This window comes from Nannocystis sp. (genome assembly GCF_016714285.1).
GTDB lineage: Bacteria > Myxococcota_A > Polyangia > Nannocystales > Nannocystaceae > Nannocystis.
The window spans coordinates 1-26,903 of record NZ_JADJNN010000016.1; the positions used below are offsets into that span (position 1 = coordinate 1).

Annotated in this window: 24 protein-coding genes; 23 read left to right on the forward strand and 1 reads right to left on the reverse strand. The window is 70.0% G+C overall.

Translation table 11 applies throughout. The features are described 5' to 3' along the window. Positions 1 to 1,023: 1,023 nt before the first annotated feature. Positions 1,024 to 1,959 (reverse strand): hypothetical protein, encoded by a 936-nt coding sequence (locus IPJ59_RS24860; protein ID WP_293273575.1) that lies wholly within the window; start codon positions 1,957 to 1,959, stop codon positions 1,024 to 1,026. A gap of 505 nt (positions 1,960 to 2,464) precedes the next feature. Between IPJ59_RS24860 and IPJ59_RS24865 the strand changes: the two genes are divergently transcribed. From IPJ59_RS24865 to IPJ59_RS24975, 23 genes are all read left to right on the forward strand, one after another. Continuing rightward, entirely contained in the window at positions 2,465 to 2,962 is a 498-nt protein-coding gene (locus tag IPJ59_RS24865) for a hypothetical protein (RefSeq protein WP_293273576.1), read from the forward strand. Positions 2,963 to 2,976: 14 nt separating this feature from the next. Continuing rightward, positions 2,977 to 3,423 carry a hypothetical protein gene (locus IPJ59_RS24870; RefSeq protein ID WP_293273577.1) on the forward strand — a complete coding sequence of 149 codons (447 nt, stop codon included), beginning with the start codon at positions 2,977 to 2,979 and terminating at the stop codon, positions 3,421 to 3,423. Beyond that, positions 3,420 to 3,941 (forward strand): hypothetical protein, encoded by a 522-nt coding sequence (locus tag IPJ59_RS24875; RefSeq protein WP_293273578.1) that lies wholly within the window; start codon positions 3,420 to 3,422, stop codon positions 3,939 to 3,941. Before IPJ59_RS24870 ends, IPJ59_RS24875 begins: the two co-directional genes overlap by 4 nt. 568 nt (positions 3,942 to 4,509) lie before the next feature. Next, positions 4,510 to 4,803, forward strand: coding sequence for a hypothetical protein (locus IPJ59_RS24880; protein ID WP_293273579.1), 294 nt, complete (start codon positions 4,510 to 4,512; stop codon positions 4,801 to 4,803). A 71-nt stretch (positions 4,804 to 4,874) separates the two neighbouring features. Continuing rightward, on the forward strand, positions 4,875 to 5,690 hold the full coding sequence (locus tag IPJ59_RS24885) for a hypothetical protein (protein WP_293273580.1): 816 nt from the start codon (positions 4,875 to 4,877) through the stop codon (positions 5,688 to 5,690). Between the two features lie 3 nt (positions 5,691 to 5,693). Further along, positions 5,694 to 6,392 (forward strand): hypothetical protein, encoded by a 699-nt coding sequence (locus tag IPJ59_RS24890; RefSeq protein WP_293273581.1) that lies wholly within the window; start codon positions 5,694 to 5,696, stop codon positions 6,390 to 6,392. Further along, on the forward strand, positions 6,389 to 7,234 hold the full coding sequence (locus IPJ59_RS24895; RefSeq protein WP_293273582.1) for a hypothetical protein: 846 nt from the start codon (positions 6,389 to 6,391) through the stop codon (positions 7,232 to 7,234). Before IPJ59_RS24890 ends, IPJ59_RS24895 begins: the two co-directional genes overlap by 4 nt. 504 nt (positions 7,235 to 7,738) lie before the next feature. Next, positions 7,739 to 8,245: a hypothetical protein gene (locus tag IPJ59_RS24900; protein ID WP_293273583.1), complete on the forward strand. Its 507-nt coding sequence runs from the start codon at positions 7,739 to 7,741 to the stop codon at positions 8,243 to 8,245. A 415-nt stretch (positions 8,246 to 8,660) separates the two neighbouring features. Beyond that, on the forward strand, positions 8,661 to 10,637 hold the full coding sequence (locus IPJ59_RS24905) for a hypothetical protein (protein WP_293273584.1): 1,977 nt from the start codon (positions 8,661 to 8,663) through the stop codon (positions 10,635 to 10,637). A 107-nt stretch (positions 10,638 to 10,744) separates the two neighbouring features. After that, the gene (locus IPJ59_RS24910; protein WP_293273585.1) at positions 10,745 to 11,581 is read left to right on the forward strand and encodes a hypothetical protein; all 837 of its coding nucleotides are present in this window, start codon (positions 10,745 to 10,747) and stop codon (positions 11,579 to 11,581) included. Position 11,582: 1 nt separating this feature from the next. After that, positions 11,583 to 11,981 carry a hypothetical protein gene (locus IPJ59_RS24915; RefSeq protein ID WP_293273586.1) on the forward strand — a complete coding sequence of 133 codons (399 nt, stop codon included), beginning with the start codon at positions 11,583 to 11,585 and terminating at the stop codon, positions 11,979 to 11,981. Then, on the forward strand, positions 11,978 to 12,649 hold the full coding sequence (locus tag IPJ59_RS24920) for an SRPBCC family protein (protein WP_293273587.1): 672 nt from the start codon (positions 11,978 to 11,980) through the stop codon (positions 12,647 to 12,649). Before IPJ59_RS24915 ends, IPJ59_RS24920 begins: the two co-directional genes overlap by 4 nt. A 109-nt stretch (positions 12,650 to 12,758) precedes the next feature. Further along, a complete protein-coding gene (locus IPJ59_RS24925; RefSeq protein WP_293273588.1) occupies positions 12,759 to 19,757 on the forward strand; it encodes an SNF2-related protein in 6,999 nt (2,332 codons plus the stop codon). Positions 19,758 to 20,751: 994 nt separating this feature from the next. Beyond that, positions 20,752 to 21,585: a peptidoglycan-binding protein gene (locus IPJ59_RS24930; protein WP_293273589.1), complete on the forward strand. Its 834-nt coding sequence runs from the start codon at positions 20,752 to 20,754 to the stop codon at positions 21,583 to 21,585. 27 nt (positions 21,586 to 21,612) lie between these two features. Beyond that, positions 21,613 to 21,996 (forward strand): hypothetical protein, encoded by a 384-nt coding sequence (locus IPJ59_RS24935; protein WP_293273590.1) that lies wholly within the window; start codon positions 21,613 to 21,615, stop codon positions 21,994 to 21,996. 29 nt (positions 21,997 to 22,025) lie between these two features. Beyond that, positions 22,026 to 22,703, forward strand: a complete 678-nt coding sequence (locus IPJ59_RS24940; RefSeq protein ID WP_293273591.1) for an SDH family Clp fold serine proteinase — start codon at positions 22,026 to 22,028, stop codon at positions 22,701 to 22,703. Positions 22,704 to 22,705: 2 nt separating this feature from the next. Beyond that, positions 22,706 to 22,921 (forward strand): hypothetical protein, encoded by a 216-nt coding sequence (locus tag IPJ59_RS24945; protein WP_293273592.1) that lies wholly within the window; start codon positions 22,706 to 22,708, stop codon positions 22,919 to 22,921. Positions 22,922 to 22,935: 14 nt separating this feature from the next. Beyond that, on the forward strand, positions 22,936 to 23,217 hold the full coding sequence (locus tag IPJ59_RS24950; RefSeq protein WP_293273593.1) for a hypothetical protein: 282 nt from the start codon (positions 22,936 to 22,938) through the stop codon (positions 23,215 to 23,217). Continuing rightward, positions 23,214 to 23,783 carry a hypothetical protein gene (locus tag IPJ59_RS24955; protein ID WP_293273594.1) on the forward strand — a complete coding sequence of 190 codons (570 nt, stop codon included), beginning with the start codon at positions 23,214 to 23,216 and terminating at the stop codon, positions 23,781 to 23,783. The genes IPJ59_RS24950 and IPJ59_RS24955 overlap by 4 nt, the downstream gene beginning before the upstream one ends. An 84-nt stretch (positions 23,784 to 23,867) precedes the next feature. Continuing rightward, complete coding sequence (locus tag IPJ59_RS24960) at positions 23,868 to 24,509, forward strand: hypothetical protein (RefSeq protein ID WP_293273595.1); 642 nt, start codon at positions 23,868 to 23,870, stop codon at positions 24,507 to 24,509. Beyond that, positions 24,484 to 24,912 carry a hypothetical protein gene (locus IPJ59_RS24965; protein WP_293273596.1) on the forward strand — a complete coding sequence of 143 codons (429 nt, stop codon included), beginning with the start codon at positions 24,484 to 24,486 and terminating at the stop codon, positions 24,910 to 24,912. The genes IPJ59_RS24960 and IPJ59_RS24965 overlap by 26 nt, the downstream gene beginning before the upstream one ends. Then, positions 24,905 to 25,732: a hypothetical protein gene (locus tag IPJ59_RS24970; RefSeq protein WP_293273597.1), complete on the forward strand. Its 828-nt coding sequence runs from the start codon at positions 24,905 to 24,907 to the stop codon at positions 25,730 to 25,732. The genes IPJ59_RS24965 and IPJ59_RS24970 overlap by 8 nt, the downstream gene beginning before the upstream one ends. A 66-nt stretch (positions 25,733 to 25,798) precedes the next feature. Further along, complete coding sequence (locus IPJ59_RS24975; protein WP_293273598.1) at positions 25,799 to 26,839, forward strand: P-loop NTPase family protein; 1,041 nt, start codon at positions 25,799 to 25,801, stop codon at positions 26,837 to 26,839. Positions 26,840 to 26,903 lie beyond the last annotated feature (64 nt).

Genomic DNA, 26,903 nt, shown 5'->3' on the forward strand with positions numbered 1-26,903 from the left:
GCCGCCCGGCGTCGCAGCATGACGGCCCACCTTCGGCCTCGGCAGGTCGCCTTGCTGCGGGCGTCGTTCGGCTGGGTCAGCCGCGCTCCGTGAGCGGCGGGCCCCGCGGTCCAAGGGTGCCAAGGTCTCTGCACCGCGGCTCCGGCTGGACCGGGGTAAATGCGTGGCGTGGATGGAGCGGCGGCGCCTCGCCCACCGGCGCTCGGCGAGCCACGTGGACGACGATTTCGGCGCGGCCGAGCTCGACACTCTGCCCCTCAGGGTCGCCGCTGATCGGCGTGCTCTCGTCGCCCTGCATCGAGGCCTCGCAGGTAGCGACCATCGACACCCGGCGAGGCGCACTCGACATGGGCCGGGCCGTCGTTCGCCGCGATGGTCGTCGGCGTCGCCTGGGCGTGCGGCGACGTATCCTCGACAACGACCGCGTCGAGGCTCGTCGCGGGGGTGCGTGGCTCATCGAATGGTAGGAGGCACCAGAGGAGCAGCATATGCCCGCCGATCGGGTTCATGCCGAGCTGGTCGACGAGGTCCAGTGTCTCGGCCCGCGCCGCTGCAACTACGGGGCAGGCAGGCACCTCCCCTGGGGCAGGGCCATGCCCCGTGTCGGTCGGGACCGACGGAGTCGGGTCCGCGGAGCAGCCTGTGCTCTGAGTGCGCAGGTCAGAGGCCGCGGGTGTGCCTCGAGCCTCGCCCGTGGAGGCGCTCTCGGCAGCGTTGCGCGTGTCGGCCGCATCGCCCGGCGCCTCCTCGCCTGGGCCGGGCGGGGTTGGCCACGAGCCGGGCCCAGCACATCCCTGGCGGCCACCGGCGATGCCTGGGTGTCAGCCTGCGCCGCGTTATCGCCAGCGGCCGCGCGCTGGCTTGCCGCTGCCTCCTCGAGGAGGACGCGGCTGCGGGTCTCGCGGCAGAGCCGGATGTGGTGCGCGGAGGTCGGGTCGTTCAGCCCGGCGAGCTTGATCTCCCAGATCCGACCGCCGCTATCACGCGGACCGATCAAGCAGGTGCCGGTCGAGGCGATCAACTTCAGCGCGTCGGCGAAGGCCTCGCCGGTGATCTTGAAATCCTCGCAGCGCGCCTGGATCGCCCGGATGATGTCGCCCGTGAGGCCCACGAGGTCGCGGCAGCCTCGCAGCGCCATCCTCCGGAGGTACTCCAGCACGACGGGCACCGCCTTCTTGCCGATGAGCTTGGCTCGCTTGGTGGCTTGGCTCGCTTGGTGGCCGCCTTGGGTGATGCCGGCTTGCCAGCGGCCGCGGGCTGCTTGCGACGCTGCGTCCGCGGGGTCGTGGCCCGCGCCTCGATGTCCGCGAACGCGGCCTCGAGCACCTCGGAGATCGTGGGCCCGCCGCCCAGCTCGACCTTGCGGCCGGGCACGATCCGGATGTGGTGGGCCTTTGTTCGCGGCGACGGTCGAAGCGGCTCGTCGGGCGGCTTCGTGGTCGCTGCGGTGGTTGGCCGCGAGAAGGCACGCAGCAGGTCGACGTCGACCTCACGCAGCGCCTGGGGCCGCCCGAGCGGGAACGTGGTCGCCACCCCGTCGACGAGGAGCACGGCGACGAGTCGATCGTCGGCGGCGGCGAGCAGCACGGCCTGCCTTTCGAGCCTGACGACGCCGAGCAGGTGGCGGCCGCCCGCGGCCTTGAACGGGTACTCGTGGCCGCCGATCACCGCGACGGGCGGCGGGAAGAGGAGAGCGTCCCAGAACGGCATGCCGCGCCGGTCCATCGCGCTGAACTCGTCGAGGACGCGCGCCCGCTGGCCGACCACGAGTGGACGGACCACGCCGTCCGAGGCCCGCACGTAGCAGATGGCCCAGTGCGCCGGGTCGTCCTCGTCGCCGCAATACTCGACTGCGCCGTCGGGGGCCTCGGTCGTCCCGAGCCGCTCCGACAGCTGCCCCGCGCAGTACGCCTGGTACTCCACGAGCACCTGGTCGACGACCAGGTCTTTCGACTCCACCGCCGCTCCCACGTCCCCTCGCGGCGCCAAAGTTAGCAGGCACTTTGCGGGGCCGAAAGATGCCTGGTCCGATCGCGTTCTGATCGTCACCCGTGTGCTGTGATAGCGGCTTGGGAATGCAGCCTGTTCGACGCTGTCGGGCGACGGTAGAACGTTGTTTATGGTGTCGCTACGTTGTTCGAACGAAGCGGCGCGGGGACCTATCGGGGACCGCTCGGGGACCGCCCGCCGGGGACCGCCCGGGGACCGTCCGGGGACCGCCCGGGAACTTATCCGACACCTCGCGGTGACTGGCGCGATTGCCCAGCGCATCTACGCACATAACGATGCGCACCCTTGCCCGCGACCTCGCAAAAATTCCTGTTGCACACATCGCTTTCTTCGGCTTGTCTGATGAAGTTCACGGGAGGGATGGTCGATGCGGTCGATGCGAGTTGTTGTCTGCACGTCGGGAGGGGGTTTCCTCCGCGAGGACGACGTCGAGGAGAACGAGGTCCCCGCCAACGTGGTCACGTGGCTGCACTTGCTCCCCGACGCTGGCATCTACATCGATGGGCAGCTCGTCACCGAGGAGCAGCACCGGCTGATGAAGCTGGCCCTAGCGGCCGCGGCCGCCACCTCGGCCGTGCCCGAGGTTCAGGCTGCTCCGCCGGACCCGGACAAGCTGAAGGACTACGGGGCGGTGCTCCGTCAGACCTTCGGCGACCTTCATCAGGGCTACGTCGATCTCAACCGCGAGATGCTGAACTGGACGCGGCAATCCGGCGCCGTGCTCATCCAGCGCGAGCGGGAGCTCGCCGACGAGGCGGCCCGCCAGCGCAAGCTGACCAGCCAGAGCCTCGCGGACATCGACCTGCTCGGGCGCAGCGTCAAGACGGTCCAACTGCAGGAGACGTTTGCGATGGCCGGGGCGAACACCGCGGCGCGCGCACGCAGGGAGCCGTCGCCGGGCTGGGCGGACTTTCTGGGTGGGCTGCTGAGGGCAGTCGCCGGAGAGAAATAGGGAGGGAACGGGAGATGGCTCAGAACAATACATGGTCCGCAGGACAGGTACTCGCCCAGGCCGAGGGCTCGATCGGCACGACGGTTCGGACGGCCGTCGCCAACTATTACAAGGGGCATGACCTCGACACGGCGCAGGCGATCCGTCGCGCCGACACGGACACGGAGGCGGGCCAGCTCGTCACCGCGATCCGCCAGGGCCGCGTCACCGAGGTCGCCATGGTGGCCGTCAGCGCGGCCCTCGGGGTGATCAGCGGGGCGCTCGCGCAGAAGGCCGTCAACAACGCGGCGATCAAGGGTGTGCCCGCGGTGGCGCCCCTCGGCGTGGTGCCCACCGTCGCCGGCCTGGCGCTGCCGATCAGCCTGTCGGGCCGATCGATGCTCGCGGCCGGCGGCCTCTCGTACATCACGGGCGCCGCCCTCTACAGGCTGCTCACCGCGCAGCCGGAGGCGATGCCGTGAGCGGCGGCCAGGTCCTCGCGCACGTGCGGCGCGTCCTGACCGGTCACTCCGATCGGGCGCTCGTCCACGCGGTCGCCGACGCCGGCCTCGAGATCAAGATGGAGGTGCCAGCGGAGTCGGTCCGCGACGTCAGCCCGGATCGCGGCTACGTGCTGATGGTCTCGTGGTCGCTGCTCGAGCTGCCTCGCGCAGCCGAGCCCGCGGCCGCCTCCACGGCCCCGGCCGAGCCCGCGGCCGCCGCTCCGGGCGGGCCGCTCACGCCGGCCAACGCCGTCGACGCGGAGTTCATGGCACTCATGGCCCGCGGGCGCCGCACCACGCCGGAGCCGCCGCCCGCAGCGGCTGCGACACCCAGTGCACTGACGCCGGCCAACGCCGTCGACGCGGAGTTCATCGCGTTGATGACCCGCGCTCGCCGCCCCGCGCCCGAGCCTACTTCGCCGACCGCGACCAGCGGCCCCGGCCCCGAGCAACAGATCGCGGCGCTCCTCGGCCTCGTGCCGGGCCGCCCGACCTGAGCTGATCTCAAGTACGAACATTGAGTGCAATCGAACAATGGCCCGCGCACGTCCGTGCGCGGCTGGTGAACCTGTTTGTCCAACGAAGGAGATGAAGCAATGGATTCTGGAAAACTGATCAAGGTCGAGGCGCTGCCTCGCGAGGGCGACGTCAACGAGCAGATGCTCGAGTTTCTGCGCAGGATGGCGAGCATGCCCGGCTTCTTCGAGCGGGTCATTCGCTGCACCGACCGGATGCCGGACGTCGAGCGGTACATGAGCACCTTCGAGGAGCGCTGCCGGGCCACCATGAGCCGTTGCGACGCGCTCGAGATGCTGTGCCGCAACTTCCTGTGCCCCGGCAACGTGAACTTCTCGCAGCGCACGCTGGACGAGAACAGCGGCCTGAACCAGGTCAAGCTGTCCGAGATCGTCACCGGTCTCGGCGACCCCTACGTCAACGCCTTCCCGGTCCCGCCCGGCAAGAAGATCCGGCTCACCCACCGCCCGCGCCCGGGCTACACGCCGACCGTGATCCGCATCGATATGAACATCGCCGGGGGCGGAAATAACTACTCCGGATTTTTCCGTGCAGTTTTATCTCGTGCCCGGCGGCGTCGACTCGAGCCTGGGCATGACCGTCGGCAACAACTACGACGGCAACATCTTCCTCAACAAGGATGGCGGCCAGGTCGCGGTGCCCTTCCCCGAGTACCGCGGCGCCCCGTACGACATCGGCAGCCTCGAGACGCTGGCCGTCGAGATCCGCAACGGCGGCGCGGCCAACAACCTCGACTCGGCCCACGTCAACATCTTCTACGACAACTCCCGCTTCTACGAGCTCTGCAAGGCCCGCTGCGGCTGCGCCCCCGCGCCGATGTGAGCCCCGGAGGACACCACCATGGCCAATGAATCCTCACCGTCGAGCTGAACACCGAGACCGACTGGGACGGTGTGTCGCTCGCCAACTTCAACCGCGACGCCGCGATCGTCACGGGTCAGCGCTACTACAAGGTCGACATCGTCGGCCCCCACGGGGTCCTCGCCGCGGACCTCGGCGGCCTGCTCTCGCCGGTGGCCGTGAAGCTCGTCGGCATCGCGTCCTCGTCGTGGAACCCCGAGTCGAAGGCCCGCGTGGTGGCCTCCGACGCGACGGGTTCCTTTCGCCAGGAGATCACGCTCAAGCCCGCGATCCAGTACGTCGTGGTCTACCCCGGCGACCGCCTGTCGTTCCTGACGCAGGACGGCGGTCGCGTTCAGATCGTGCTCAGCGTCAACGAGATGAACGAGGAGAACTCGGTCGAGTGGGGCCTGCGTCACGAGCCCTACGTGATGCCGACCCGCTTCCGCATCATCCGCGACACCGGCGTCGCGTTCGCGCCGAACCTCGGCACGGTCTGGCAGCCGAACTTCATCTACGACCCGAACACGGGGCTCCTGGTCGCGACCGAGAACGGCACCGGCGTGATCCCGTCGACCTCGCTGTGCCTCTACCCGCGCTTCCAGGGCTGCTACGTGACGATCCGCTACGCGGGTCACAACAACAACGGCAAGCTGCACATGGTCGACAACGTGACCCGCAAGTCGTGGCAGGCCGAGGTTGGCATGATCGACGTCAAGTGGTCGAAGGTGCAGTTCGTCAGCCACGACGACGGCATCGCGCTCGAGGGCACGGCGGCGGTCGCTGGCCAGCCGATGGTCTGCGACATCGAGATCGCGCTGGTCCACCCCGGCAATCGCCTGTGCGGGCGCTATCAGGGAGGGCTGTAGGCCATGCTACTCGACTCGCATCGCGCGACCCTGCTCGTCGAGCTGTCCGTGCTCGAACGGGTCGCGCAGGGCGCAGAACGGCTGCGGCGTGAGACGGACGTGTCCCAACTCGTTCACGCGGCCTACGTCGACGCCAAGGAGGGCGCGCGTGCCGACTTCATGGCGCGCGTGGGCAAGCTGCCGACGAACAATGACTGGCCGTGGTCCGCGGTGCGGGCGACGGCGCCGCGGAGCGCGGTGGGTGCGAGCATCGGCGGCATCGCTGCCACGCCGCGCCCCGACCCGTGGCCGCTGGCGCTCGTGCTGCTGTGGGGTCAGGCCGAATCGGCGGACATCGATCCTGGCAATCGCCTGCCCGATCGCGGGACGCCGGAGGCGGCTGCATGGGAGCCGCTGTACCGGGCGCTCGACGCCTGGGACACGCAGACGATCGTGAAGTGGATCGGCCCGCAGGGTTGGATCAGTCCGTCCGGGGCGACCGCGGGGCAGGTCAAGGAGACCGGCACGGGTGGCGACGGCGCTGGCAAGGATCTGCCGGTACCGCAAGCTGCGGGCGAGGCGGTCATCCCGTGGACACATCCGGCCATGCTCGCGGCCGGGGCTGTTGTCGTCGTCGCCGCCGGGGCCGTGATCTACACATACGCCGAGCACCGCGCCCGGCGTCGGCTCGAGGAGGCGCTCGCCTCCCAGGAGGCGCCATGAACCGCGGTGTATGGGTCACGCTGGGGACGGCCCTCGGGGTCGCGGGCATCGGCGGCGCGCTGCTCTACAGTCGGCGGGCGAGCGCGGCGAGCCTGCCGGCTTCGCCCGCGCCCGGCGAGCAAAGTCCCCCGCCGACGATCGATCTGGCGCCGCTGCCGAAGGCCAGCGACGTCAAGGGCGACCTCCTGAGCAACTGGGGCGAGACGCCGAACGATCTGCGGGCGCTGTTCATGACGATGGAGGAGGTCTCGCGCATCGATGGATCGGCGCGGGTGTTCGCGGTGATCAGCTACCGCGAGTCGCGGTTCGTGACGGCCGCGCACAACGGCAACGCGGCCGCCGAGCAGGACGAGCGCGACAGCTCGCGCCGTGCGTACGACAACAACAAGGGCCGCAACCCGCCGCTCAAGTACGGCGAGCAGGCGGCCGACTTCGGCAGCGGGGGCCTGTTCGGCGAGCTCGCGCCGTATTTCCTGTGGACCGGGGTGCCCGAGGTCGGCAAGAAGGCGCCGCTGCTGAAGGCGCCGCCGGAGTTGCTGTTCCAGCCGCGGGCCGCGGCCTTTGGCGCCGCGGTGTACATGCAGCGGCTGCTCGCCAACTACCGCGTCGACGACATCGCCGACATCAAGGTCGGCTGGGCCAACCCGGGCCTGCTCGGCAGCGGCCGCGGCAACGCCACCTACAACGACGTCCGGGCCCGCTTCCTCGCCGACGCCCAGGCCCTCGGCATCGACCTCAGCGATGCGGCCACCATCCCGCCGAAGCTGGACGCGTCGGCGTGGCCGGGCGTGCCCGCCGTGTTCGCTGGCCTCGTCGGCAGCTTGCCCAAGGAGCTCGCATGACCACCGATCTCACCTGCTACGGCCCTGACATCGAGGCGCTCGCCGACCTGGCCGGTGACTTCGACCTGCGCTCGCCGGTCGACACCCGCACCTGGTCTCGCCAGGCGTGGGAGTCGATCGCCGACACTCTCGGCTTCTCTCAGCAGTTCGCGCAGGAGCTCGATCGCCGCCGCGGCGCCCGCGAGTGGGTGGTCGCCACGGCGGAGGCCGGCATGGCCGCATTCATGGCCCGCATGCGACAGACCCGGCCAGCGGTGACCGACAAGCAGGCGGCCACGCAGGCCGCGGTCCTCGAGCAGCTCATCACGGCTGGACGCAGGCGCGGCGAGCTGTGGCGCGTGAGCGTCGATCCTACGACCCTCGAGTCGGGAGCCTGCTACGCCGACGAGAGCGGGGGCCTCGCTCGCGCGTTCTACCCCGACACCATCCCGGGCTACTTCGGCGACGGCTGGCCCGGGCCCCCCGCCGCGGGCCGAGAGCCGCTGCGGTTGGGACACGCCGCTCGTGCTGCACCTCGGCACCTTCCCGTGGGTGTACAGCTCGCGGTTCGACGCCACCGGTCCGGGGCTGCGCTGGATCTCGCCGACGGGCGCCCCCGCGGTCGAGGCGTTCCGCGTCGCGGTGTCGTTCCTCCAGCCCGAGACGAACCTGCAGCAGGATGCGCGCCAGGTCGTCACGATCTACCGCCACTTCGCTGCGCAGACGGCCCCGCTGATCGCCCGCCTCCCGGCATACCAGCCAGGCCGCGCTGCGGTTGGCCAGCTCTACCAGCGCGGCGGCCTCCTGCACGTGCATCAAGGCAGCCTGCAAGTCGCCGGCATCGACGGCCCCCGCGGGCGCCTCCCGGCGGCGGCCTACAACTACATCGTCCAGCGCTTCGCCAGCTTCTTCGCCGTGCGGCGGGCGACCCTGCGGGCCCTGGCGTGGGCCCCGGAGATGAAGCGCCTCGTGGCCACCACCAGCGACCCGTGCCTGCGCGCGCAGGTCGAGGAGGTGGCCCGTGCTGGCTGAACAGCGTACTTTGGGGTCGACGGGCGGTATCGCACCGCCCTATGATTCGCAGATGCGGATCAGCAATGTCGTCACCCTGAGCCTCCTCCTGGCCCCTCTCCTCGCGTGCGGCGAGGATGCACCCACCCGCCCGGAGGATGGTACGGTGCAAGTTTGGGGGTCGTGCGTGTGGGATGATCAAGTCACGTCTGACCTGTGCGAGCCCGACCTGGTGTGCTCTGGGAATGGTGTTTGCTCACCGAAGTGTTCCGATTTCGTCGACTGCCCCGTGTTCGAAGGGTTCGAGAACGCCTGCGTACCGATGGCGAAGAGCAGAAGATCTGCGCGCCGCGCTGCAACGACGCGCAGGAGTGCCCCCAACACCGAGGGGGCCACCCTGCCTGTCTCCAGACTCTTCTGTCAGAGGGATCCTGACATGATGCTGAACCAGAATCTCACAATATTCCAGAACGTGCCGGATGTCTTCACGTCGCCCTTCGCGTCGAACGACAGCCAACTCAGCGACAAGTATCGTGCGATCGCCAGGGCAGCCGGCGACGTCAACAATCTCCTCTCCATCGGCGAGCGGCTCCTGTGCCAACAGCAGGCCGACGCTTGGCGAAAAGGCCTCGCCTTGGTCAACTACGCCAAGGCCACGCTCGTCGGCGATATTCTGAACGATTCCCTGTCTCAGGTCGCCTGGATCTCCAAGGATGGGCCCGCAGGCCTCTTCGCCAAGGTGGCGTTCCCGCAGACGATGGACCCCAGCCGGCTGCTGGAGTCCCTCGTCAGCGTCGGCTTGGACATCGCCATCGCGGCAGTCTCATCGATCCCGATCGTCGGGCAGATCCTCGGCGCCGTGGTGCAGGTCGCCATGTTTCTTTTTCGGGTCTTCACCGCCCCAAAGGAATCCGAGCCGGAACTGCTGTTGCCCTGGGAGACCTACTCCAAGAGCCTCGACGAGGACATCGTCAACCAGTTTCTGCTCCAGATCTTCGGGCAAGGCGTCGACTGGACTGGGATCTGGCTCCCCCCGTACGAGCTCGCCGACTGGGAACTCCGCAAGGCCGCGCGGGACGGCAAGGAGTACAAGGGCGGCCAGGTCTGGGCGCCGGTGATCGGGGGCGACATCCCCTACGCCGAGGGACAGCTCGGCTGCATCCCCAACACGATCCGAGTCGCCGGCCACCTGCAGCGCATCCCCGGCAGCGCACCCATCGCGAAGCTGCGCCGGCTCTGGTACGACTACGGCGAGATCGGCTGGGGCGGCATCGTCACCAACGTCGGCGACTTCTTCCCGAGCACGGGCCAGGTCGCGGGCGGCATGTGGAAGCAGGCCGAGAAGGCCGGCAGCCCCGACATGTACAAGGTCGACGCGCGCGCCATCAAGAGCGCCTGGGCCGACTACTTCGGCCAGTTCTTCGACTCCGGCTTTGGGCTCTACAAGACCGACGCGTCGATCGGTGAGCTGCTCGCGCCGTACATCTGCACCCAGACCAAGGATATCCGGCTGGGGATCCCGAACCTCATGCGCCCGCACCCTGCGCCGTTCGTGACCCCGGAGATCTTCAAGCGTGGCCCAGCGAGCCGGGAGACGTGGACGGATTGCCTCTTCATCGAGGAGAATCTGACCCGCAAGCTCCCCGCCTGGCCCCACGACCGCTGGGACAGCAAGGACGCCAAACTCCCGGCCCAGCACCCGGACGTCAACTACCGCTCCCCGCACTACGTGGACGCGGACGGCTACGTCGCTACGAACGAGAACTTCTGGACGGCCGTGAACAATCCGAACGGGGTGCGGGGCGCGGCGCACAGCACACCGGGGCACCAGGCGCCGGAGGGCTACCGCTGCGTCGCCTGGCCCACCGGCGAGGAGCGGCTGACCGGGTACCGGCGCCCCGACGAGGCGATCATCAGCCCGGCCTGCGACCACATGGTCAAGATGCAGACGCGCTGCCTCGAGTCGACGCTCGTGTCCGCGTACGTGCGGCCGGACGACGTCGACGGCAAGGAGGCCCACGGCGCGTTTCGCAGCAACAAGGCGCTGCACGACAAGTGCATCGCCGTCCGCAAGCTGCTGCTCGCCCATGAGGCCCGCTTCCGGGTCAATCTCAGGGACGCCCAGGACGCGGATCCTGTGTTCGCCCAGAAGCTGCGCGAGTCCGGTGTGAACAACAGCCCGGCGCAGATGAGCCAGCACCTCGGGCGCCTGGCGAAGCTCCCGAGCGACGACGGCACGCCGCTCCCGGAGCCGCCGCCGCCGGCCGGGGGTTTGCCCTTCGATGATGTCCGCGGCCAGCCCCCACGATCGGGCGGCTGGAAGACCGCGATCGCCGTGGGCGGAGGGACCGCGGCCGCGGTGGCCGGTGCCGCCTATTACTGGATCAAGGGGAGGAACGCCGAGACTCGTTAGTGCATGGAATGAACCGACGGCGCCGCGCTTGAGCGCGCCGTCACGAACCCCGCGCATGACGATTCGAGCAGCGCGGTTTGGATAGACAGATCAATGGGAGGTGGCGCGTGAAGTGGGGATTGCAGCACGTCAAGGTCACGTTGGAGGAGAGCGAATCGGGCGAGGTGGTCGTCATCGAGCAGAACTCGGACGGCCGCATCACCTGCGTGCCCGCGCGGGGCGGGAAGGTGCGCGCGGCCAACTCGGCGCCGCGACGCGGCGCCAAGGGCGGGGCCGGAGCTGCGAAGGACAGCGCACCCGCCGAGACCGAGCACGAGGAGGTCGACGGCGAGCCCGAGCCGGAAGCGGTGGTCGCCCCGAAGGCCGCGGACAAGCGGAAGACGCAGGCCAAGGCGAAGGCGGCGAAGGCGGCGAAGGCGGCGAAGAAGCCCGGCGGCGGCGACAACAAGCCCGGCCGCCGCGACACCGCGCTCGCGTGGGAGCCGGTCCGGGACCACAACTACGAGGGCTTCGCTGCCGGGTCGGGGGCGGGCCAGTTCAAGGCCCTGATCACGAAGGGCTCGCAGTGGGCGCTGTTCTACGAGCTGGGGGGCACCTGGCCCAAGCACGTCGGCTGCTTCCTCACCGAGCGCAAGGCCAAGGAGCACGCCCAGAAGCTGCACGACGCGGGCTGGCCCGAGTCCGAGTTCGGGCCGGTGACAGCAGGTCAGGTGGCGAATGCGTGCCCCGCCCCAGGTCCACAGCGTGAACCGGGTAGCGCGACGAGAGGGAAGCGCAAGACGAAGCCCGAGCAGAAGGAGGAGACCATGCCGACGACCGAGGAGAAGCCAACCGCGGCGCCCGCCGCCGAGCCGGCGAGCAAGGCCGACGCGGAGAAGGACAAGGCGCTGCTGGGAAGTCTCAAGAATGAGCTCAAGTCGCTGCTCGACGAGGAGGATGACTAATATGCGCACCCCACCTGGATCGCTTTACAAGGTCGGGGGTCGGCGCTACGTCGACAGCCAGGGGCTCCTCAATGTCGCCAGCGCCCACGAGCTGGTGCCGATGGCGAACGGCTGGCGGGTCATGGCCGCGGCCGGCGCGGTGCACTGCGCCCTGGTGGAGGGCCGCGCCGCGCTCCCCCGCCAGCGCGGCGCGCTCTACGAGCTGCGCGCCGAGGGCGGCGCCAGCCTGAAGGCCGAGCGCGGCACCTGGCTCGCGCGCGGCCTCGTGGAGGCCGCGGGCACCTTCGAGACCTGGCCCGGCGAGCCCGCCAAGGCCGCCTGCGGCAGCTGCGGATCGAGCTGCGGCTGCGGCCCCTGCCGCCAGAAGCACGCCCACCACGAGCACGAGGAGCACGGGTGACACCTGGCCAGCTCCTCGATCGGCTGCTGCCGCGCTGGCGGGCCCGTCTGGGCGCCAGCTATGCGCCCGCGTATGTCGACGGATTCATCCGTCGCCACCGCGAGGCGCTCGAGGACTTGGTCGCGCAGGTGCTCCGCCAGCGCAGCGCCGAGGGCGGCCAGACGCCGGAGACGGCCGAGGAGTTCGCCGCCTACGACCCCGTCGTCGCGCGCGAGCGCAAGCACGACGCGGGCACGGACAAGGCGGTCCTCGATCGGCTCATGCAGCAGATCGACGCCGACTTCCGCGCCGGCTACCGCGAGCAGTTGATCCTCGTGAACTTCGGCCTCGAGTACGTCGAGACGCGGGCCGAGGCGATCGTGCTGCGCTCCTACGGCTGGGACGCCGTGCCCCTGCAGCTCGAACGTCCCGCGCTGGCCGTCATCGCCGCGAGCACGACCGTGGCGCTCCGCGACTTCTTCGGCCGCCTGGCGATCCACCCGGCGCGCCGCGGCACCCTCAATCACCTGCACACCGACCTGTTCAAGGTCGAGGCCGAGGTTCAGCACCTGAGCCAGGAACTCAATCTCCCCCGCGACACCAAGGAGCGGCTGGGTGTGCTCGCAAAGGCCCTGTGGAAGCGGGCGCGAGCGACCGCCGCACAACGAGATCCAAGGAGCATCGCATGAACACCAACACGCCACGCGCGGCCGGGTTCCCGAACCTCGAGGAGCTGCGCCAAATGATCGTCATCCTCACCAATGTGCCCGCTCCGCGCGACGGCGCCACGAGGTCCCCATGAATGCCGCCACGGTCCTCGACAAGCTGCTGCCCCGCTGGCGCGCCTCGCTGCCGGCCGACTACTCGGCGGAGTACGTCGATGGTTTCGTCCGCCGCAACCGAGAGGAGCTCCAGGCGTTCATCGCAATGGCCCTGACGCTGCGCACGGCCAAGCGGGGCCTGCCGCCGCGCTACCCCGAGGATTTCGCCGCGTACGCACAGCTCGTCACCCGCGAGCAGCAGCGGGCTTACACCGTCGAATCGGAGGTGCTCGCGCGCGCCATGAAGTGGCTGGACCGACGCCTCGCGCGAGTCGAGGAGGAGGTGGTTCGCGGGGAGACACTGGAGATGGCGGCTGAATTCGCCATCATTTTCGCCGAGTCGATGATCATCCGCGCAGCTGGCGGCGAGGCCGTCCCGCTGATGCTGCGGTTCCCTGCGCTGGCGATCCTCGACCACGGCGAGCTGATCGCGGTCCGCGACTCGTCCCGCCAGCTTTTCATCGCTCCCGCGTACACCGGCGACCCCGCCGAGCTCCGGGCGTTGATGGCCGCGACGACGGCGAAGGTCCTGGGGCTCCGCGAGGGTGTCCAGGACGCGTCGCGCTTCGATCGCCACGCTCGCGCGCTGTGGGAGCGTGTCCGGGCCGCCGTCAAACCTTCCCCGCAAGTGCCCGAAGAACCGCCGGTGCGCGAGCTGGAGGTGCCCCCCGACCACCAAACGAAAGCGTGGCGCACCGAGGCAAATCTGCAGGCGATGCGCCTGGTGCTCGCCAAGGAGCCCGGTGAGCTCACCACCGAGGATTTGCAAATTATCGCCCAGTACTCGGGCTGGGGTGGCCTCTCGATCGACCGCGTGCGCAAGCTGCTGCCGCCAGACTTCGTGCCCGAGGCGTTCGGCCTGATCCATGCGTACTACACCCCGACCGTCATCACCGAGTCGATCGCCGAGCTGCTGTGCCCGCTGCTGCCCGAGCTCGCCGGCAACGACGGCGTCGTGCGAGCGCTCGAGCCCAGCGCCGGCATCGGCCGGCTGATCCGTGCGTTCAGCCCGCGCCGCTGCCTCGCGCTCGAGGCCGGCGGCCAGATCAAGAGGATCGCGTGGACCGCCGTCGAGTTCTCCAAGGTCAGCGCGACGCTGCTGCGCGCGCTGCGGCCAGACGTCGACCTCTACAACATGCCCTTCGAGCGCTGGGTCCGCGAGGAGGGCCGGCGCTTTCAAGGGGCAATCAGCCTCGTCGTCTCGAACCCGCCCTATGGCGAGCGCGGCGAGATGGCCCGCGAGGACCCCGACGAGTCCTACAAGGAGAAGCGCGCCTACGCGTACTTCATGCGTCGCGCGCTCGACCTGCTGGTCCCGGGCGGCATCGGGGTGTTCCTCGTCCCTGCCGGCTTCATGAGCAGCACGATGAACCGCGGCCTGCGCGAGAAGCTGCTACGCCGCCACCACCTGCTCGGCGCCTTCCGCCTGCCCAGCCACGACGCGAAGGGCCGAGAGATGGTGCCCGGCGCCTCGGTCGTCATGGACCTGCTCGTCTGGCGCAGCCGCGGCGGCGAGCTCAGCGAGGTCGACGCCGCCGACCAGTTCATCGCCGACGGCGACTACTTCAAGGAGTTCCCCGGCCACATCCTCGGCCAGGAGGACGCGCCCTTCGGCGGCGACGACGAGGCCGGTACGGCCCGCAGCTGGCGCTACAAGGTGACCGGCGAGTTCAAGGGCCTGCCGCCGCTCACACCGCGCCCGGTGTGCACCGCCTGCGTGCTCGGCTCGATCGCCGCCCGCGAGGCGGTCGCCTTCCAGACCGTCGCCCGCGAGGACGACAGCACCACCGCGGACGTCGACGCCGACCTGCGCCCCGCGCTCGAGCTGGGTCGTCGCGTCGGCCGCTACCTCGCGGCGCTCGGCGCCGACGAGGCCGACAAGGCCAGCCAGCTGTGGCCCGAGCTCCACGCCGCGCTCGTCGACTTCGCCGCCAACTTCGGCAACCCCTGGCGCTCCAAGCCGCTGCGCGAGCTCGCGGAGGTCCGCCAGCGAACCGCAGCGCAGCAGCTCCTGTCCGCCTTCGACAAGACCGGCGACCTCATCGACGCGCTGCGCGAGGCCCCGACGGTCAAGCCGAAGTACACGGGCCAGCCCGGCGACATCCTCGCCCAGGCCGAGGCCCTGTTCCGCCAGCAGCGCTCGCTGACCATCGCGCAGCTCATGGCCTTCCACAAGCAGCAGGGCGGCACCCTCACCCAGGACGAGGCTCTGGCGACCCTGCTCGCCGCCGAATGGAACCGCGACGGCGACGCGTGGGACCAGTTGCTCCCGCGCGACGCCTACCTCACCGGCTTCAACCTGTGGGCCCGCCACGACCTCGCCGAGGCGCAGGCCAACCAGGGCGACGAGCAGGCCCGTGTGCAGGTCCGCCGTCTGCTCGAGGCGATCAAGCCCGCCGTGTTCGACGACCTCGTGGACCTGAGCCCGCAGCACGGCTACGTCCCCCTCGACCTCGTCGCCGAGTGGATCTCCGCGACCCTCAACGGCCGCTACGGCCCCGTCGAGCTCGAGCGCGAGGGTGGCTTCGTGCAGATCCGCGGCTATGCGTACACCGACGATCGGGTCGCGCCGATCTCCCCCGAGGCGCTCTCCTTCCTCGGTTACTACAACCACGACGCCGAGCTGTTCCAGCCGCCCAAGGAGCGCGAGCGTTCGTCCGAGCCGATGACCCGCGAGGAGCGGGCCGCGAAGAAGCAGAGCCTCGCCGAGCGGCGCATCGCCCAGGAGAAGAAGTGGGCCGATTCGTTCCGGGCCTTCGTGGCCGCCGACGAGGGCCGCCGCGATCGCCTGGTCCACGCCTACAACCGCGTCGCCCGCGGCAAGATCGTCCCCACATTCTCGCCCGAGCCCCTCGAGATCGCCCGGTGGGGGGCGAACGCGCCGAAGCTCAAGCTGCATCAGATCGCCGGTGTCCTCCGCGTGCTCTACCAACGCGGCGGCGGCGTGTTCTTCGACGTCGGCGTCGGCAAGACCTACACGGCGCTGGCGATCATCGCCCGCGCGCGCCAGGAGGGCTGGGTGCGCCGCCCCGTGATCCTCGTGCCGGGCTCGCTCGTCTGGAAATGGCACGACGACATCCTGTGCACATTGCCGGATTACCGCGTCGTCGTGATCGGCTCGAAGCGCAAGCAGATCAGCCGCGGCGCCCGCAAGGGCCTCATCACCTCCGAGACCGACACGCCGCAGGAGCGGGCCCAGAAGTGGACCCTCCTGCAAACCGGCCAGGTCGACGTCGTGGTCCTCAGCTTCGACGCGATGGCGCGGACCAAGATGAACGAGAAGCAGGTGCTCGCCTACGTCGAGGAGGTCGAGGCCGTCTCCCGCTCGATCGCCCTGCGCAAGCGCAACCTCGAGGAGAAGACCAAGAACCCCCGCCAGGAGGAGAACCTCTCCGAGCGCGACCGGGCCCTGCTCAAGCACGGCGTGCGCGCGTGGGTCGAGGAGATCCTCGCGCTCCCGGCCGACTGGCAATACGACCCCGGCGTCGCGTGGGACGACATCGGCATCGACATGCTCGTGATCGACGAGGCCGCTGCCTTCAAGAACCTCTACAAGCCGCAAGCCCGCGAGGACGGCGTCCCGAAGTTCATGGGTGGCGGCGGCGACGGCTCCGACCGCGCCTGGCAGCTGGACTTCCGCGCCGCCGCGGTCCGCCGCCAGACCGGCGGCGCCGGCATCGTCCTGCTCACCGCGACGCCCGCGAAGAACAGCCCGCTCGAGTTCTACAACCTGATCCAGTTCATCGACCCGACGGCCTTCATGAAGGCCGGCATCCGCGACCCCGAGCAGTTCATCGACCGCTACCTCAAGATCGAGTACCGCGAGGTGCTGGACGCGTCCTTCGAGGTCACCAAGAAGAGCGCCGTCACCGGCTTCAAGAACCTCGACGACCTGCGCACGATCATCTTCACCTACGGCGAGTTCCGCACCGCCGCCGAGGTCGGCCTGAAACTGCCGCGCCCGATCGTCGAGACGATCACGATCCAGATGGACGACGAGCAGGAGGCCAAGTACGACGAATACGTCGGGCAGATCGAGGAGGTCCTCGCCAACCCGAACCCCGAGGGCGGCCAGTCCTACGCGATCCTCGGCCTCCTCGCGCGCCTCTCACTCATCGCCCTGCACGCGTCGCTCGAGGACGGCTACACCTACAGGACAGCCCTCGAGGGCGGCGTGGCCACCAAGCGCGTGTACCGGGACGGCGAAGCGGTCGAGGTCCAGCGCCACCTGCCGCGCCCGACCTACGAGAGCCCGAAGCTGACCGAGTGCGCGAAGCGGGTCGCCGCGAGCCCGCACTGCGGCCACATCATCTTCTGCGAGCCGACCGCGGTCCACCAGTGGATGCGCGAGGTGCTCGTGAGCCACGGCGTCCCGCGCGAGCGCATCGCCATCCTGAACGCCGAGGAGACCAAACCCGCGGACCGCATCCGCATCGCCCGCGAGTTCAACGGGCTCTCCTCCGAGCCGCCCGCGCCCGGCACCTGCGCCCGCCCGAGCGACGCCACCACGGCGCCGAAGTACGACGTGGTCATCGCCAACTCGGTCGCCTACGAGGGCGTCGATCTGCAGGTCCGGACCTGCACGATCCACCACCTCGATCTGCCGTGGACCCCGGCCGACCTCGAGCAGCGCAACGGCCGGGCCGTCCGCCAGGGCAACACCCTCGGCACCGTGCACATTTACTACTACTTCGCCGACGGCTCGACCGACGGCTACCGCTTCAGCCTGATCGACGGCAAGGCCGGCTGGCTCGGCGAGCTGATCAAGTCGCAGGTGCGCGACACGAACAACCCCGCGGCGCAGCAGCAGCTCACGCCCGAGGACATCCTGCTGATGATCTCCCGCAACAAGGAGAAGACGCGGGCGCTGCTCGAGGACAAGAGGAAGCGCCAGGCCGAGGAGGCCCGCGCCCGCATCGCCAAGGAGGCGGCGCGTCTGTTGCGTCAGGCGGCGGGCCGCTTCCGTGACGCCCGCGCCACCACCGACGCGGAGCGGGCAGCACGTCTGCGCGACGAGGGCGAGCAGCGCCTCGCCGACCTCGAGCAGGTCAACCCCGACGCGTGGCCCTGGGCGCCGTGGATGTACGCGGTCCGCGACCTCGAGGCGATCGTGCCCGAGGACGGCGGCGCCCCGGTCTACGAGGGGCTTCGCATCGTCCGCCCCCGCGCGGGCGCACCGGACCAGCAGGAGTTCCTCGAGTTCGGCCAGATCGTCAGCGGCGACGAGGGCGATCAGATCGGCCTGCGCGCCGCGGGCTCGCCGGGCTGGCAGCTCGTCAGCTACACCGGCACGCTCTCCGGCTCGCCGATCAAGGCCGAGCAGCTCCCGCGCGAGGGCGGGCCCATGTGGCCGGAGGACGACGATCTGCGCACGGCGGCGGCGATCGAACAGAAGCTCGAGGAGGTCTTTCGCTATGGCAAGTTCGAGTCGATGCGCTGGCGCGGCGCCAGCGACGCCTGGCTCGAGAAGTGGTGGCCCCGCTTCGAGACCCGCATCGCCAACGGCCTGGCCGAATCGTACCGCGACGAGTCGGCGCCCGTGGTCGACGCCGAGGGCCTGGCGATCGCCACCGGCAGGGAGATCCGCGGCGCTTCGATTCTCCCGCCGACGCGCGCCGGCTGGCAGCGTTTCCTGGGGCTCGCCCCGAAGAGCGGCGAGAACTATGGGGCGCTCAAGGACATCGGCCTGGCGTGGTGGGGTCGCAAGATCCCGCAGAACCTCCTGTCCGCGGGCAGGGAGGAGCCAAGCGAACCGGAAGCGGCCGACGCCGAGAAGCCGCCTGCGTCCCCCAAGGCGCAGCCGTCATCGCAGCTCACCGCGGAGCAGGTGGAGCAGATGCAGGCCCTGCTGCGTGACAAGGGAGACGCCGAGTCGGCGGACCCGCCCGAGGTGCTCGATCAGCGGGTCGTCGAGAACCTCGCGTTGCAGTACGCCGCGATGAACGACGCGCTGGCCATGGGCCGCGCGAGCAAGGCCGACCGCGAGAAGCTCGTGCAGGACTCCATCCAAACTGCGGAGCGAATCACCATCCTCCGCGGTGTCGCGGCCATCCTGCGTGGCCGCGGATACCAGGTCGCCCTGGCCGGCCCACCCGCCAACGCCTTCAACGTCATCGGTGAGGGCGGCCAGTTCCTCGCGGCCGCCGCACACGGCGGTGCCGTCCGCTACGCGCCCGGGCTCGCCGCGGATGTGCATGCGCGTATCACCGGCGACGTGGCGGACGCGCGCCAGATCGTCAAGGACATCATCCTGGACGAGGTGAAAGTCGGTGGGCCGCGGATCAGCGAGAAGATGATGTTGTCAGTCTGGCGTCGCGCGCGTGCGCATGTCGCCAGCACCGAGCCGACGCCAGCGCCGACGCCAGCCGCCGCGCCGCCGCCCTCGGCGCCCGCGCCTGCCCCGGTGCCGGCTCCCGCTTCCAGCGCCAACGCCGACCCCCGAGAGCACCTACGAGGATGCGCGCAGCGCCATCCGGGCGCTGGGGCTCCCGGCCAAGAAGTACGCGTATTTCGTGCGCCGCGCCGAGGAGGCCATCGCCAGCGGCAAAGGGCTGGGCGCCCGTCGTCGCCCGCGCGCGGCGTGTGGCTGACAAGCTGGCGGGTACCCCTCGGGCGAAGAAGTCGCCGGCGGCGAAGCCGGAGGCGCGTCCGACCGCGCGACCGCCCGCGATCGACGCGACGATCGACAGCTTCAACAACGGGCCAACCTGGCGCGCCGAGAGGCTCCGCCCTCGTGCCAACGGCTTCGTGCTCGCCGTCTACCCCGAGGGCAAGGACACGGACGCCGCCGTGGCTTCGGTGGACGTGGTCCACGGCGACATCGACGAGATCCGCTGGCTCGACGATCGGCTTCCCCAGAACGACCGCGATGCCATCACGGAGCGCCTTGAACGCGCCCTGTGGGACGCCTACGGGGACGACACCGAGGACGACGACGAGGAAGCCGAGCCGCGACCGTCGCCCCTGCAGGACCTGATCGACCTGATGGATCGCCGCAGCTCCGCTCTCGGAGCCCGCCCCGCGACGACCGCCAACCTGAGCCGCAAGGATGGCTATGGCCCGATCGCGGAGGCGCTTCGGGACCTCGCAAGGCCGACGGGACCGAGCGCCGACGAGCTGCAGCAATGGCTGGAGTCTGAGGATCTGATGAGCGCTGGCGAGGTCGTGGGCCGGGCCCGCGGCGCCGAGTCCGTGGTGGTCCGCCAGCTCATGCGTGATGTCTGGAACGGCGTCTTCGAGGTGCTCACACTCGAGGAGGTCAGCGGCCGCCCCAGTGCGATGGTCGTGCCCAATGAGGCGATCTTTCACGAGGACGACCACGACTTCGTCCTCCAGCGCGTTCGTCAGGGCGAACGGGTCATCCTGCGTCGCCTCCGTGTCCGGGTCGGCGACCACGACGAGGACACCGGCGTTACCGCGATCGAGGAGCCCACCGACCGGCTGACGCCCGGCGCCGAGGTCCACCGCGCAGAGCGGACCGAGCGCTTCTTCATCGACCTGTACGGCAAACTCGGCAGCTTTCACGACGACCTCGAGCGGGCCCCGAAGACCCTGCAAGACGTGCGGACGCTGCTCTACTGGGCGGCGGTGATGCTGGACGCCCCGCTGTGCCAGGGCAACGTCAAGGCGCGGGCCGCCGCCGCGTTCACGCAGGCGAAGGCGTACCACGACACTGCGCGGCGCCAGCTCCTCGAGGGCCGCACCGTCGACGCCGTGCGCCGGCTGCAGGAGGCCATGCGGCGGATCAGCACTGCCGCGGCCGAGATCGCCAGGAGCTGCGCCGAGGGGCAGATCGACATCAACGTCACGCCCCCGAACCTGCCGGTGAGTCCCGAGGACAAGGCCGCCATCAACGGCGGCGAAGTGGAGGCCAGGCCATGACCGAGAGATGCGCGAACCAAGCACGAGGGGGACTGCCAGATGGCGCATGGGGGGAGAAGCTGGCAATGGCGCAGGGCTACCCCAAGCCCGTGTGGCCGCTGCCCACGGTCACGCCGAAGTTCGCCACGTGGAGCCTCGGCGGCGGGCGCCCCTACGGCTGCGCCGCCGACAAGTGCGAGCGCTGGCATGCGGGCATCGATCTGACGGGGGCCCCGGATGGCGCGCTGATCATCGCGCCCGAGGACGCGCTCGTCGTCGGCATCGATCGCGGGTGGAGCGAGGGGGCCAAGGCTGCGTTCCTGCGCACGAACACCGGCCTCTTCCTCGTGCTCGGCGGCTTCAAGCAGGGCTCGCACAAGGAGTACGGGATCACGACGGGCCAGCAGGTGCGCAAGGGCGAGAAGCTCGGCCGCGTGCTCGGCTCGTACGGCATGATCCACCTCGAGACCTACGAGGCCGAGCAGCGCACCGCCAACTCGGTATGGTGGAAGTCGGAGCCGCCGCCGGACGGGCTGCTGAACCCGGCCAACTACGTCGAGCGCATGGTGGGCGAGAAGGGGTCGCTGCTGCAGGCGCGGCAGCGCCACGAGGCCCTCAAGGCCCTCGGCTACTTCACCGGCGACGTCGCCGGGCCCTGGACCGCGGCCTCCACGGAGGCGCTGCGCGCTGCGCAGCAGGCCCTCGGCGTCGGCGTCGACGGCAAGTGGGGCCCGGAGACCGAGGACGCGGTCCAGCGGGCGCTCGCCGAGCGGCAGGGCTGCTCCGCGGACGGATGCGGCGCCGACGAGGGCGGAGCCGTCGGCGGCGGCGGAACGGATGCGGTGAGTGCAGTCGGCCGGCTCGGCTGGCTGGTGATGGGCGGGATGGCTGTGGCCGGCGTCGCGGTGGGCGTGGCGCTGGCGGTGCGGAGTCGATCGGAGTAGCGGGCGCGGCCCGCGGGAGGGGGAGCGATGGACAGGAAGATGATTGAGGCAGGAGTGAACATGGTCAGCCTGGCGCTCGAGGGGCTCGCGCCCGCGGAGGAGAGGGCGAGCGTCCGGCGTATGATGAAAGGGCTGACGAGCGAGCTGGACAAGCTCCTCGACGCGATCGAGGCGGCGAAGAGCGAATCCTCGATCATCGACACGCTCGCCGCGGACGCCGAACGAGCGCGCAATAACCTCGCTGCGACCATGGCGCTGGTGCTGCAGGACGGCGCGTCCGAACAGCGCATCCTCGAGGAGATCGGCAAGTACCGCGTGCACCAGGCGGTGCTCGATCAGCACCTCATCCACACGCTGCTGATGCTGCCGAGGGTCGCCGCGCCGCAGCCGGCACGGGGCGACGTTCACTGAGGCTCACTCTGGCACTGGGAGTACTGGCCATGAATCGAACCGCAATCGTCTCGGCGCTCGTGGCCGGCTCCGCCCTGGTCGGCGCCAGCTACTTCTTAAAGAGCCGCCGGCCCGGGCCGCGTGCGCTGGCCTCCGGCATCATCCCGATCATCACACCGGTGATCGACCTGCGTGTCGCCGAGGACGTGCTGGAGGCGATGGAGCACGTCCCCGGCGACGCGGTGACGGTGGTGCTGCACACGCTCGGCGGCTGCGTGACCTCGTGCGTGCTCATCGCCAACGCGTTGCGGGAGTTCCCGCAGTCGACGGCGATTGTGCCGTACATGGCGACCTCGGGCGGCACCCTGATCGCGCTCAACGCCCGGCAGCTCCAGATGGGCCGCAGCGCCGCGCTCTCGGCGGTCGACCCGATCGTGAACGGCCTGAGGGCGAAGCACCTGCCCGAAAATCCCACGGACCCGATGCAGGCGATGGCGCAGGAGTACGAGGGCGCGATCACCCGCTACATGCGCGACACGCTCGCGGCGCGCCTGCCCGGCGTCGATGAAGAGGCCTTGTGGAACGCCGTGTCGGTGTTCATGGGGGAGAACACGCCGCACGAGTGGCCGATCCGGCGCGACGAGGTCGCGGCGCTCGGGCTCCCGGTGAGTCCATCGGCCCGGTCGTGGACCGAGATGGTGGACACATATCGAAAGCGGTGGTGGTGACCATGGCGAGCACGGCAGAGCGGATTGTGGCGGCGGTGGTGCGCGACGAGAAGCCTCGTGTCGAGCAGCCGCGTGTCGAGGTCGTCGAGGGCGCGCTGTGCTCCGAGGAGGAGCTGCGCCGCGCCGTGGTGACGACCGCAGTGACCTCGGGGATCTTGTGCGCGCTGGCGGGTGTGGGGCTCGGCTACCTGCTCGGCCTGCGCGAGGGGAGGGAGTGAAGATGCAATTCTCGATGCTCAACCTGATTGCGGGCCGCCGACACCAGTTCGGCGCCCTGGTGCTCATGCGCGGCGAGACCTTCCTCGAGACGATCGAGGAGGGCGGCATGGCCGTGGTGATCGTCCTGAAGGGCACCGCCACGGTGACGCGCCAGCGGCAGGGCGCGCAGGTCGGCCTGCACCTCACGCCGCGGCGCGGCGAGCCCGTGTGGCTGACCACCCCGGGGACCTACTGCGTCGTCGCCAAAGATCAGGTCATCGGCATGCGGATGCTGCGGACGGGCGGTGAACCGTGACGACGCTATACGACCCGAGCCAGCAGGACCCCACGGCGACCGCGGGCTACCGCCAGCATCGCCGGACGATCTGGCAGATGCTGCGGGTCCACCACGCCGACACGCTCGCCGAGGCGCAGGCCCGCGGCTTCGGCGTCGACGTTGCGCGCAGGGCCGCCGGGATCTCGATCCGCGGCGAGACCCGCTCGTGGATGTCGGAGCTGCTGACCCGGGCCACGGTGCCAGCGCTCGCGGAGTTCCTGGCGGGCGGGCAGAGCTGGGGGCAGTCCGGTGAGCACCTCATGGATCACAGCGAGGCGGTGGTGCGACTCATCGACCACAGCTACCCGCTCCCGACCTGGACGGTGCTCGGCCCACTCGCGCCGGCGCACGCGCTCGACGACGGGATGTGGTCGCAATGGGTGCACGTGTGGCGGGAGCAGTTCGGGGCCGTGGCGCGCAGTCAGGCCGCGGCGCCCCCGACCGCGGAGGAAGGTTCGACGCTGCGACGCTGGGCCCCGTGGCTCACCAGCGCGGCGGTGATCCTCGGGGCCACGACGATCGTCGTCGTGGCGACGAGGGAGTAGACAACGGCGCCGAGGGGCGCGCGCGCAGGAATTCGGCCGCCAGCGCGCACGGGCCTCGGAGCGAGGGAAGGAGAGGAGGAGGTCATGGAAGTCATCTTTGATGGAGCACTATTAAAACCAGTCCTGAGCCCGACGATGAAGACCGCGCTGTCGGTGATCAGCTTGATCGCCAACAGCCTCGTCGAGGCGAACAAATGCATGAAGAAGCGCCTCGCCGACGAGGCGGGGCAGCCGTCGACGCTCGACGAGGTGATGAAGCAGTCGGGCCTCAACATCCCCGGGCTCGAGGAGGCGCTCACGCGGCTCATGGGCGGCGGGGACGAGGCCAGGAAGGCGGCCGCGATGGTCGTCAACACGCCCGATCCCGCCGATCTGCTTCGGGCCTTCGTCCGCACCTACGGCGTGGAGCCGGCGCCGACGAAGCCGCCGATCGTGACGCCGCCGCCTGCATCGACGTCTTCGACGCCGAGCCCCGTTGCGTCCGAGGTGGTCGCGGCTCCGAACCTCGTCGCGTTCCGGTCGGAGTTCACCCGCGAGGCCCGCGAGGCGGCGAAGGCTCCTGCGCCGTCGTCCGCCGCCGGTCTGCCGCTGTTCCGCCCGGACTTCACCCGGGAGGCCCGGGAGGCCGCCAGGGACCCCCGCCGCGGCGTCCCAGCCCCCGGCTGCAACGCCGCCGGTCAAGGCGGCCACGCCGTGGATCGTGGCCAGGGTTCAGCGCCGGCTTGAAGAGCTGAGCGAGGAGCGGCGGGCCCAGATGGAAATCATGAATCGACGCATCGACGCGCTCGCGGCGGAGCTTGCAACGTTGCGCGCCGAGCTCGACCAGCTGCAGGAGGCCGCCAAGGAGCCCCGCCTGCAATCCGCCGTACCACTCAAGGTGGTCGACGCGGTGCAGCCGGAGCCCGCTGCGGTCGTTGAGGGCGTCACGCAAGCTGCCGTGGCCCTCACCGTGACGGTCGAGGAGGTCGACCAAGCCCTCGGGCTCGTCGACGAATACGCCGCGGAGGCGCGGGCCGCCGACGAGCAGCAGTTCGCACGTATCGCCGCGCTCGAGGAGGATTTGGCGTCGATGCGGGCCCGCGTCCAGCAGGAACGCGAGGCACAGCGGGCCAGGGCGGCGCATGCCTGACAACAGGGACATCGCCGTCCTGGCCAAGAAGATCTACGAGCTCTCCACGCTCGCGCCCGCCGAGCTCGACGAGCGCAAGTGGGAGGCACTGCTGATCTTGACCGCCGTCCTCAGCTCGGCGACCGCGGACGGGATCGCCAGGACGAACGCGGACAAGGAGCTTCGCTGGGGCGACGCGATCCGCAAGGAGGGCCTCCTGTCGGCGCTGCATCCGAAGTGGCACCTGCGCAGCGACGACGGCAAGCCGCCGGTCATCCAGCTCGCCCTCGAGAGCGCCCTCGACAACCCGCATCGCGACCTGCGCACGCGCCTCCAGGCGCTGCAGTTCATCGCGCCCGCCGACCGCGAGCCGCTCATCGACCTGGCGCGCTCCCTCGTCGCCGACGCCTTCAAGGCCGCGACGGGTGACGCACGAAATCAGTACGTCGACACCATGCGGTCCCGGTCCGCGACGTGGTTCCGGGAGCCGTGGCTCATCGTGCTCCCCTACGAGGGCCAGCCGCCCGGTGTGCTCATCCTGATCGACAACCAGGGCAGCACGCACGACGGCGGCATCTACGACGACCCCTCGGACGACACCGAGTGGGAGAAGACAAAATTCGGCTGGGCCGACGCCATCCGCACCTGGGACGTCGACTTCCTGCGCGACAACCCGCTGGCCCAGTTTTACCTGGGCGCCCAGTCGACCGCCGGGGATATCGCGTCGGGCGCCAACGATGCGGTGAAAGGCATCGCCACGCTGCTCAAGTGGGCGCCGTACGCGGCCGCCGGGATCGCTGTCATCGGCCTGACAGCGACCGTCCTGGTGACGAGGCGCTGACCTGCAAGATCTCAACATACGTGAACAACAGGAGATGCGCCCACGCGGCGCAAAGGGAGGAATCCGATGATCATCGCGTTTCACAATTTCAGCGGCGGCATGGGCAACACGACCCTCGCCGTACACACCTGTGCGCTCGCCAAGGAGCGAGGGATCCACGTCGTCGGCGCGTCGATCGACTCCAGGCAGGACTTCCCCGCCTGGCTGGCGAAGGCGCAGATCCAGTGCATCGATATCGACCTGCAAAGTGGGCACACTGACGCGGAGCTGATCGTGCTGGACGTGCAGCCGAATGTGGAGCCGCCGCTCTCGCCCGATGTCTGGGTGATTCCGATCTGCAGCCGACTGTCGAACATGAACGCCGCAGACGTTTCTGATCGCCTGCGTGGCCACCTGATCTGGCTCGGCAACATGGGGCGCACGCCGATCGTGCCCGCCTCTCTCGTCGATGAGGTCGAGCTCGCCCTGCCCATGCCGTATAGTCGGGCCCTCGCCCGCGCGATCGAGCAGGGCGACATCGTGTGGGATGTGCCCGATCTCGCTGACAGCTCCGGCGCCAGGGCGCTGCGGACGTCGCTCCTGGACGTCCTGCGCAGGGCGTACATCGCGGTGGGCGAGCCGCTCCCCCAGACGCTCCAGCTCCGGACCTTGAAGGCGCTGACGGCTGGCGAGGTGCTCGCAATGACCGAGCCGCCCTCGCCGTTCACGCGGATCTTCGACACGCTGATCGAGCAGGCGCGGGCCGAGCTCAGTAACCAGCCGTTCCAGGCAGCGCCCGAGATCGCCAGCGCCGTATCGGCGATGGCATACAAGACGGTCGATCGCTGGTTCGCGTCGCTGCGCGACGTGGGGCTCGAGCTGGTCCACGGCCAGACCACGCCGCAGGAGCTCGCCCACAGCTTGAACCCTGACGTCCTCCTCGCGCCCGCAGCCCGCCTCGGTGAGGCCACCCTGCTGCACTTCGCCGAGCGGCCCGAACGCAGCAGGGTCAGCACCTTCGTGCGGCTCGCGGTCGCCACGGGGCGAACGCACCTGCTCGAGCTCCGCCCGGCGAGCCCCGTGCACCCCGGCACCCGCGAACACGCGCGCAGCAACCCGGTCCACTGATCATTCCAAGCCGGACCCTGGCGCTCTACCTGGTGGTCAGCGCCACGTCGAACACTCCAAGGAG

Excerpts from the sequence above, each read along its gene's own strand:
- IPJ59_RS24970 (WP_293273597.1), top strand. The coding sequence starts at position 24,905 with ATGCCTGACAACAGGGACATCGCCGTCCTGGCCAAGAAGATCTACGAG.
- IPJ59_RS24925 (WP_293273588.1), top strand. The coding sequence starts at position 12,759 with ATGAATGCCGCCACGGTCCTCGACAAGCTGCTGCCCCGCTGGCGCGCC.
- IPJ59_RS24935 (WP_293273590.1), top strand. The coding sequence starts at position 21,613 with ATGGACAGGAAGATGATTGAGGCAGGAGTGAACATGGTCAGCCTGGCG.
- IPJ59_RS24895 (WP_293273582.1), top strand. The coding sequence starts at position 6,389 with ATGAACCGCGGTGTATGGGTCACGCTGGGGACGGCCCTCGGGGTCGCG.
- IPJ59_RS24890 (WP_293273581.1), top strand. The coding sequence starts at position 5,694 with ATGCTACTCGACTCGCATCGCGCGACCCTGCTCGTCGAGCTGTCCGTG.
- IPJ59_RS24960 (WP_293273595.1), top strand. The coding sequence starts at position 23,868 with ATGGAAGTCATCTTTGATGGAGCACTATTAAAACCAGTCCTGAGCCCG.
- IPJ59_RS24915 (WP_293273586.1), top strand. The coding sequence starts at position 11,583 with ATGCGCACCCCACCTGGATCGCTTTACAAGGTCGGGGGTCGGCGCTAC.
- IPJ59_RS24945 (WP_293273592.1), top strand. The coding sequence starts at position 22,706 with ATGGCGAGCACGGCAGAGCGGATTGTGGCGGCGGTGGTGCGCGACGAG.
- IPJ59_RS24975 (WP_293273598.1), top strand. The coding sequence starts at position 25,799 with ATGATCATCGCGTTTCACAATTTCAGCGGCGGCATGGGCAACACGACC.
- IPJ59_RS24950 (WP_293273593.1), top strand. The coding sequence starts at position 22,936 with ATGCTCAACCTGATTGCGGGCCGCCGACACCAGTTCGGCGCCCTGGTG.
- IPJ59_RS24870 (WP_293273577.1), top strand. The coding sequence starts at position 2,977 with ATGGCTCAGAACAATACATGGTCCGCAGGACAGGTACTCGCCCAGGCC.
- IPJ59_RS24905 (WP_293273584.1), top strand. The coding sequence starts at position 8,661 with ATGATGCTGAACCAGAATCTCACAATATTCCAGAACGTGCCGGATGTC.
- IPJ59_RS24940 (WP_293273591.1), top strand. The coding sequence starts at position 22,026 with ATGAATCGAACCGCAATCGTCTCGGCGCTCGTGGCCGGCTCCGCCCTG.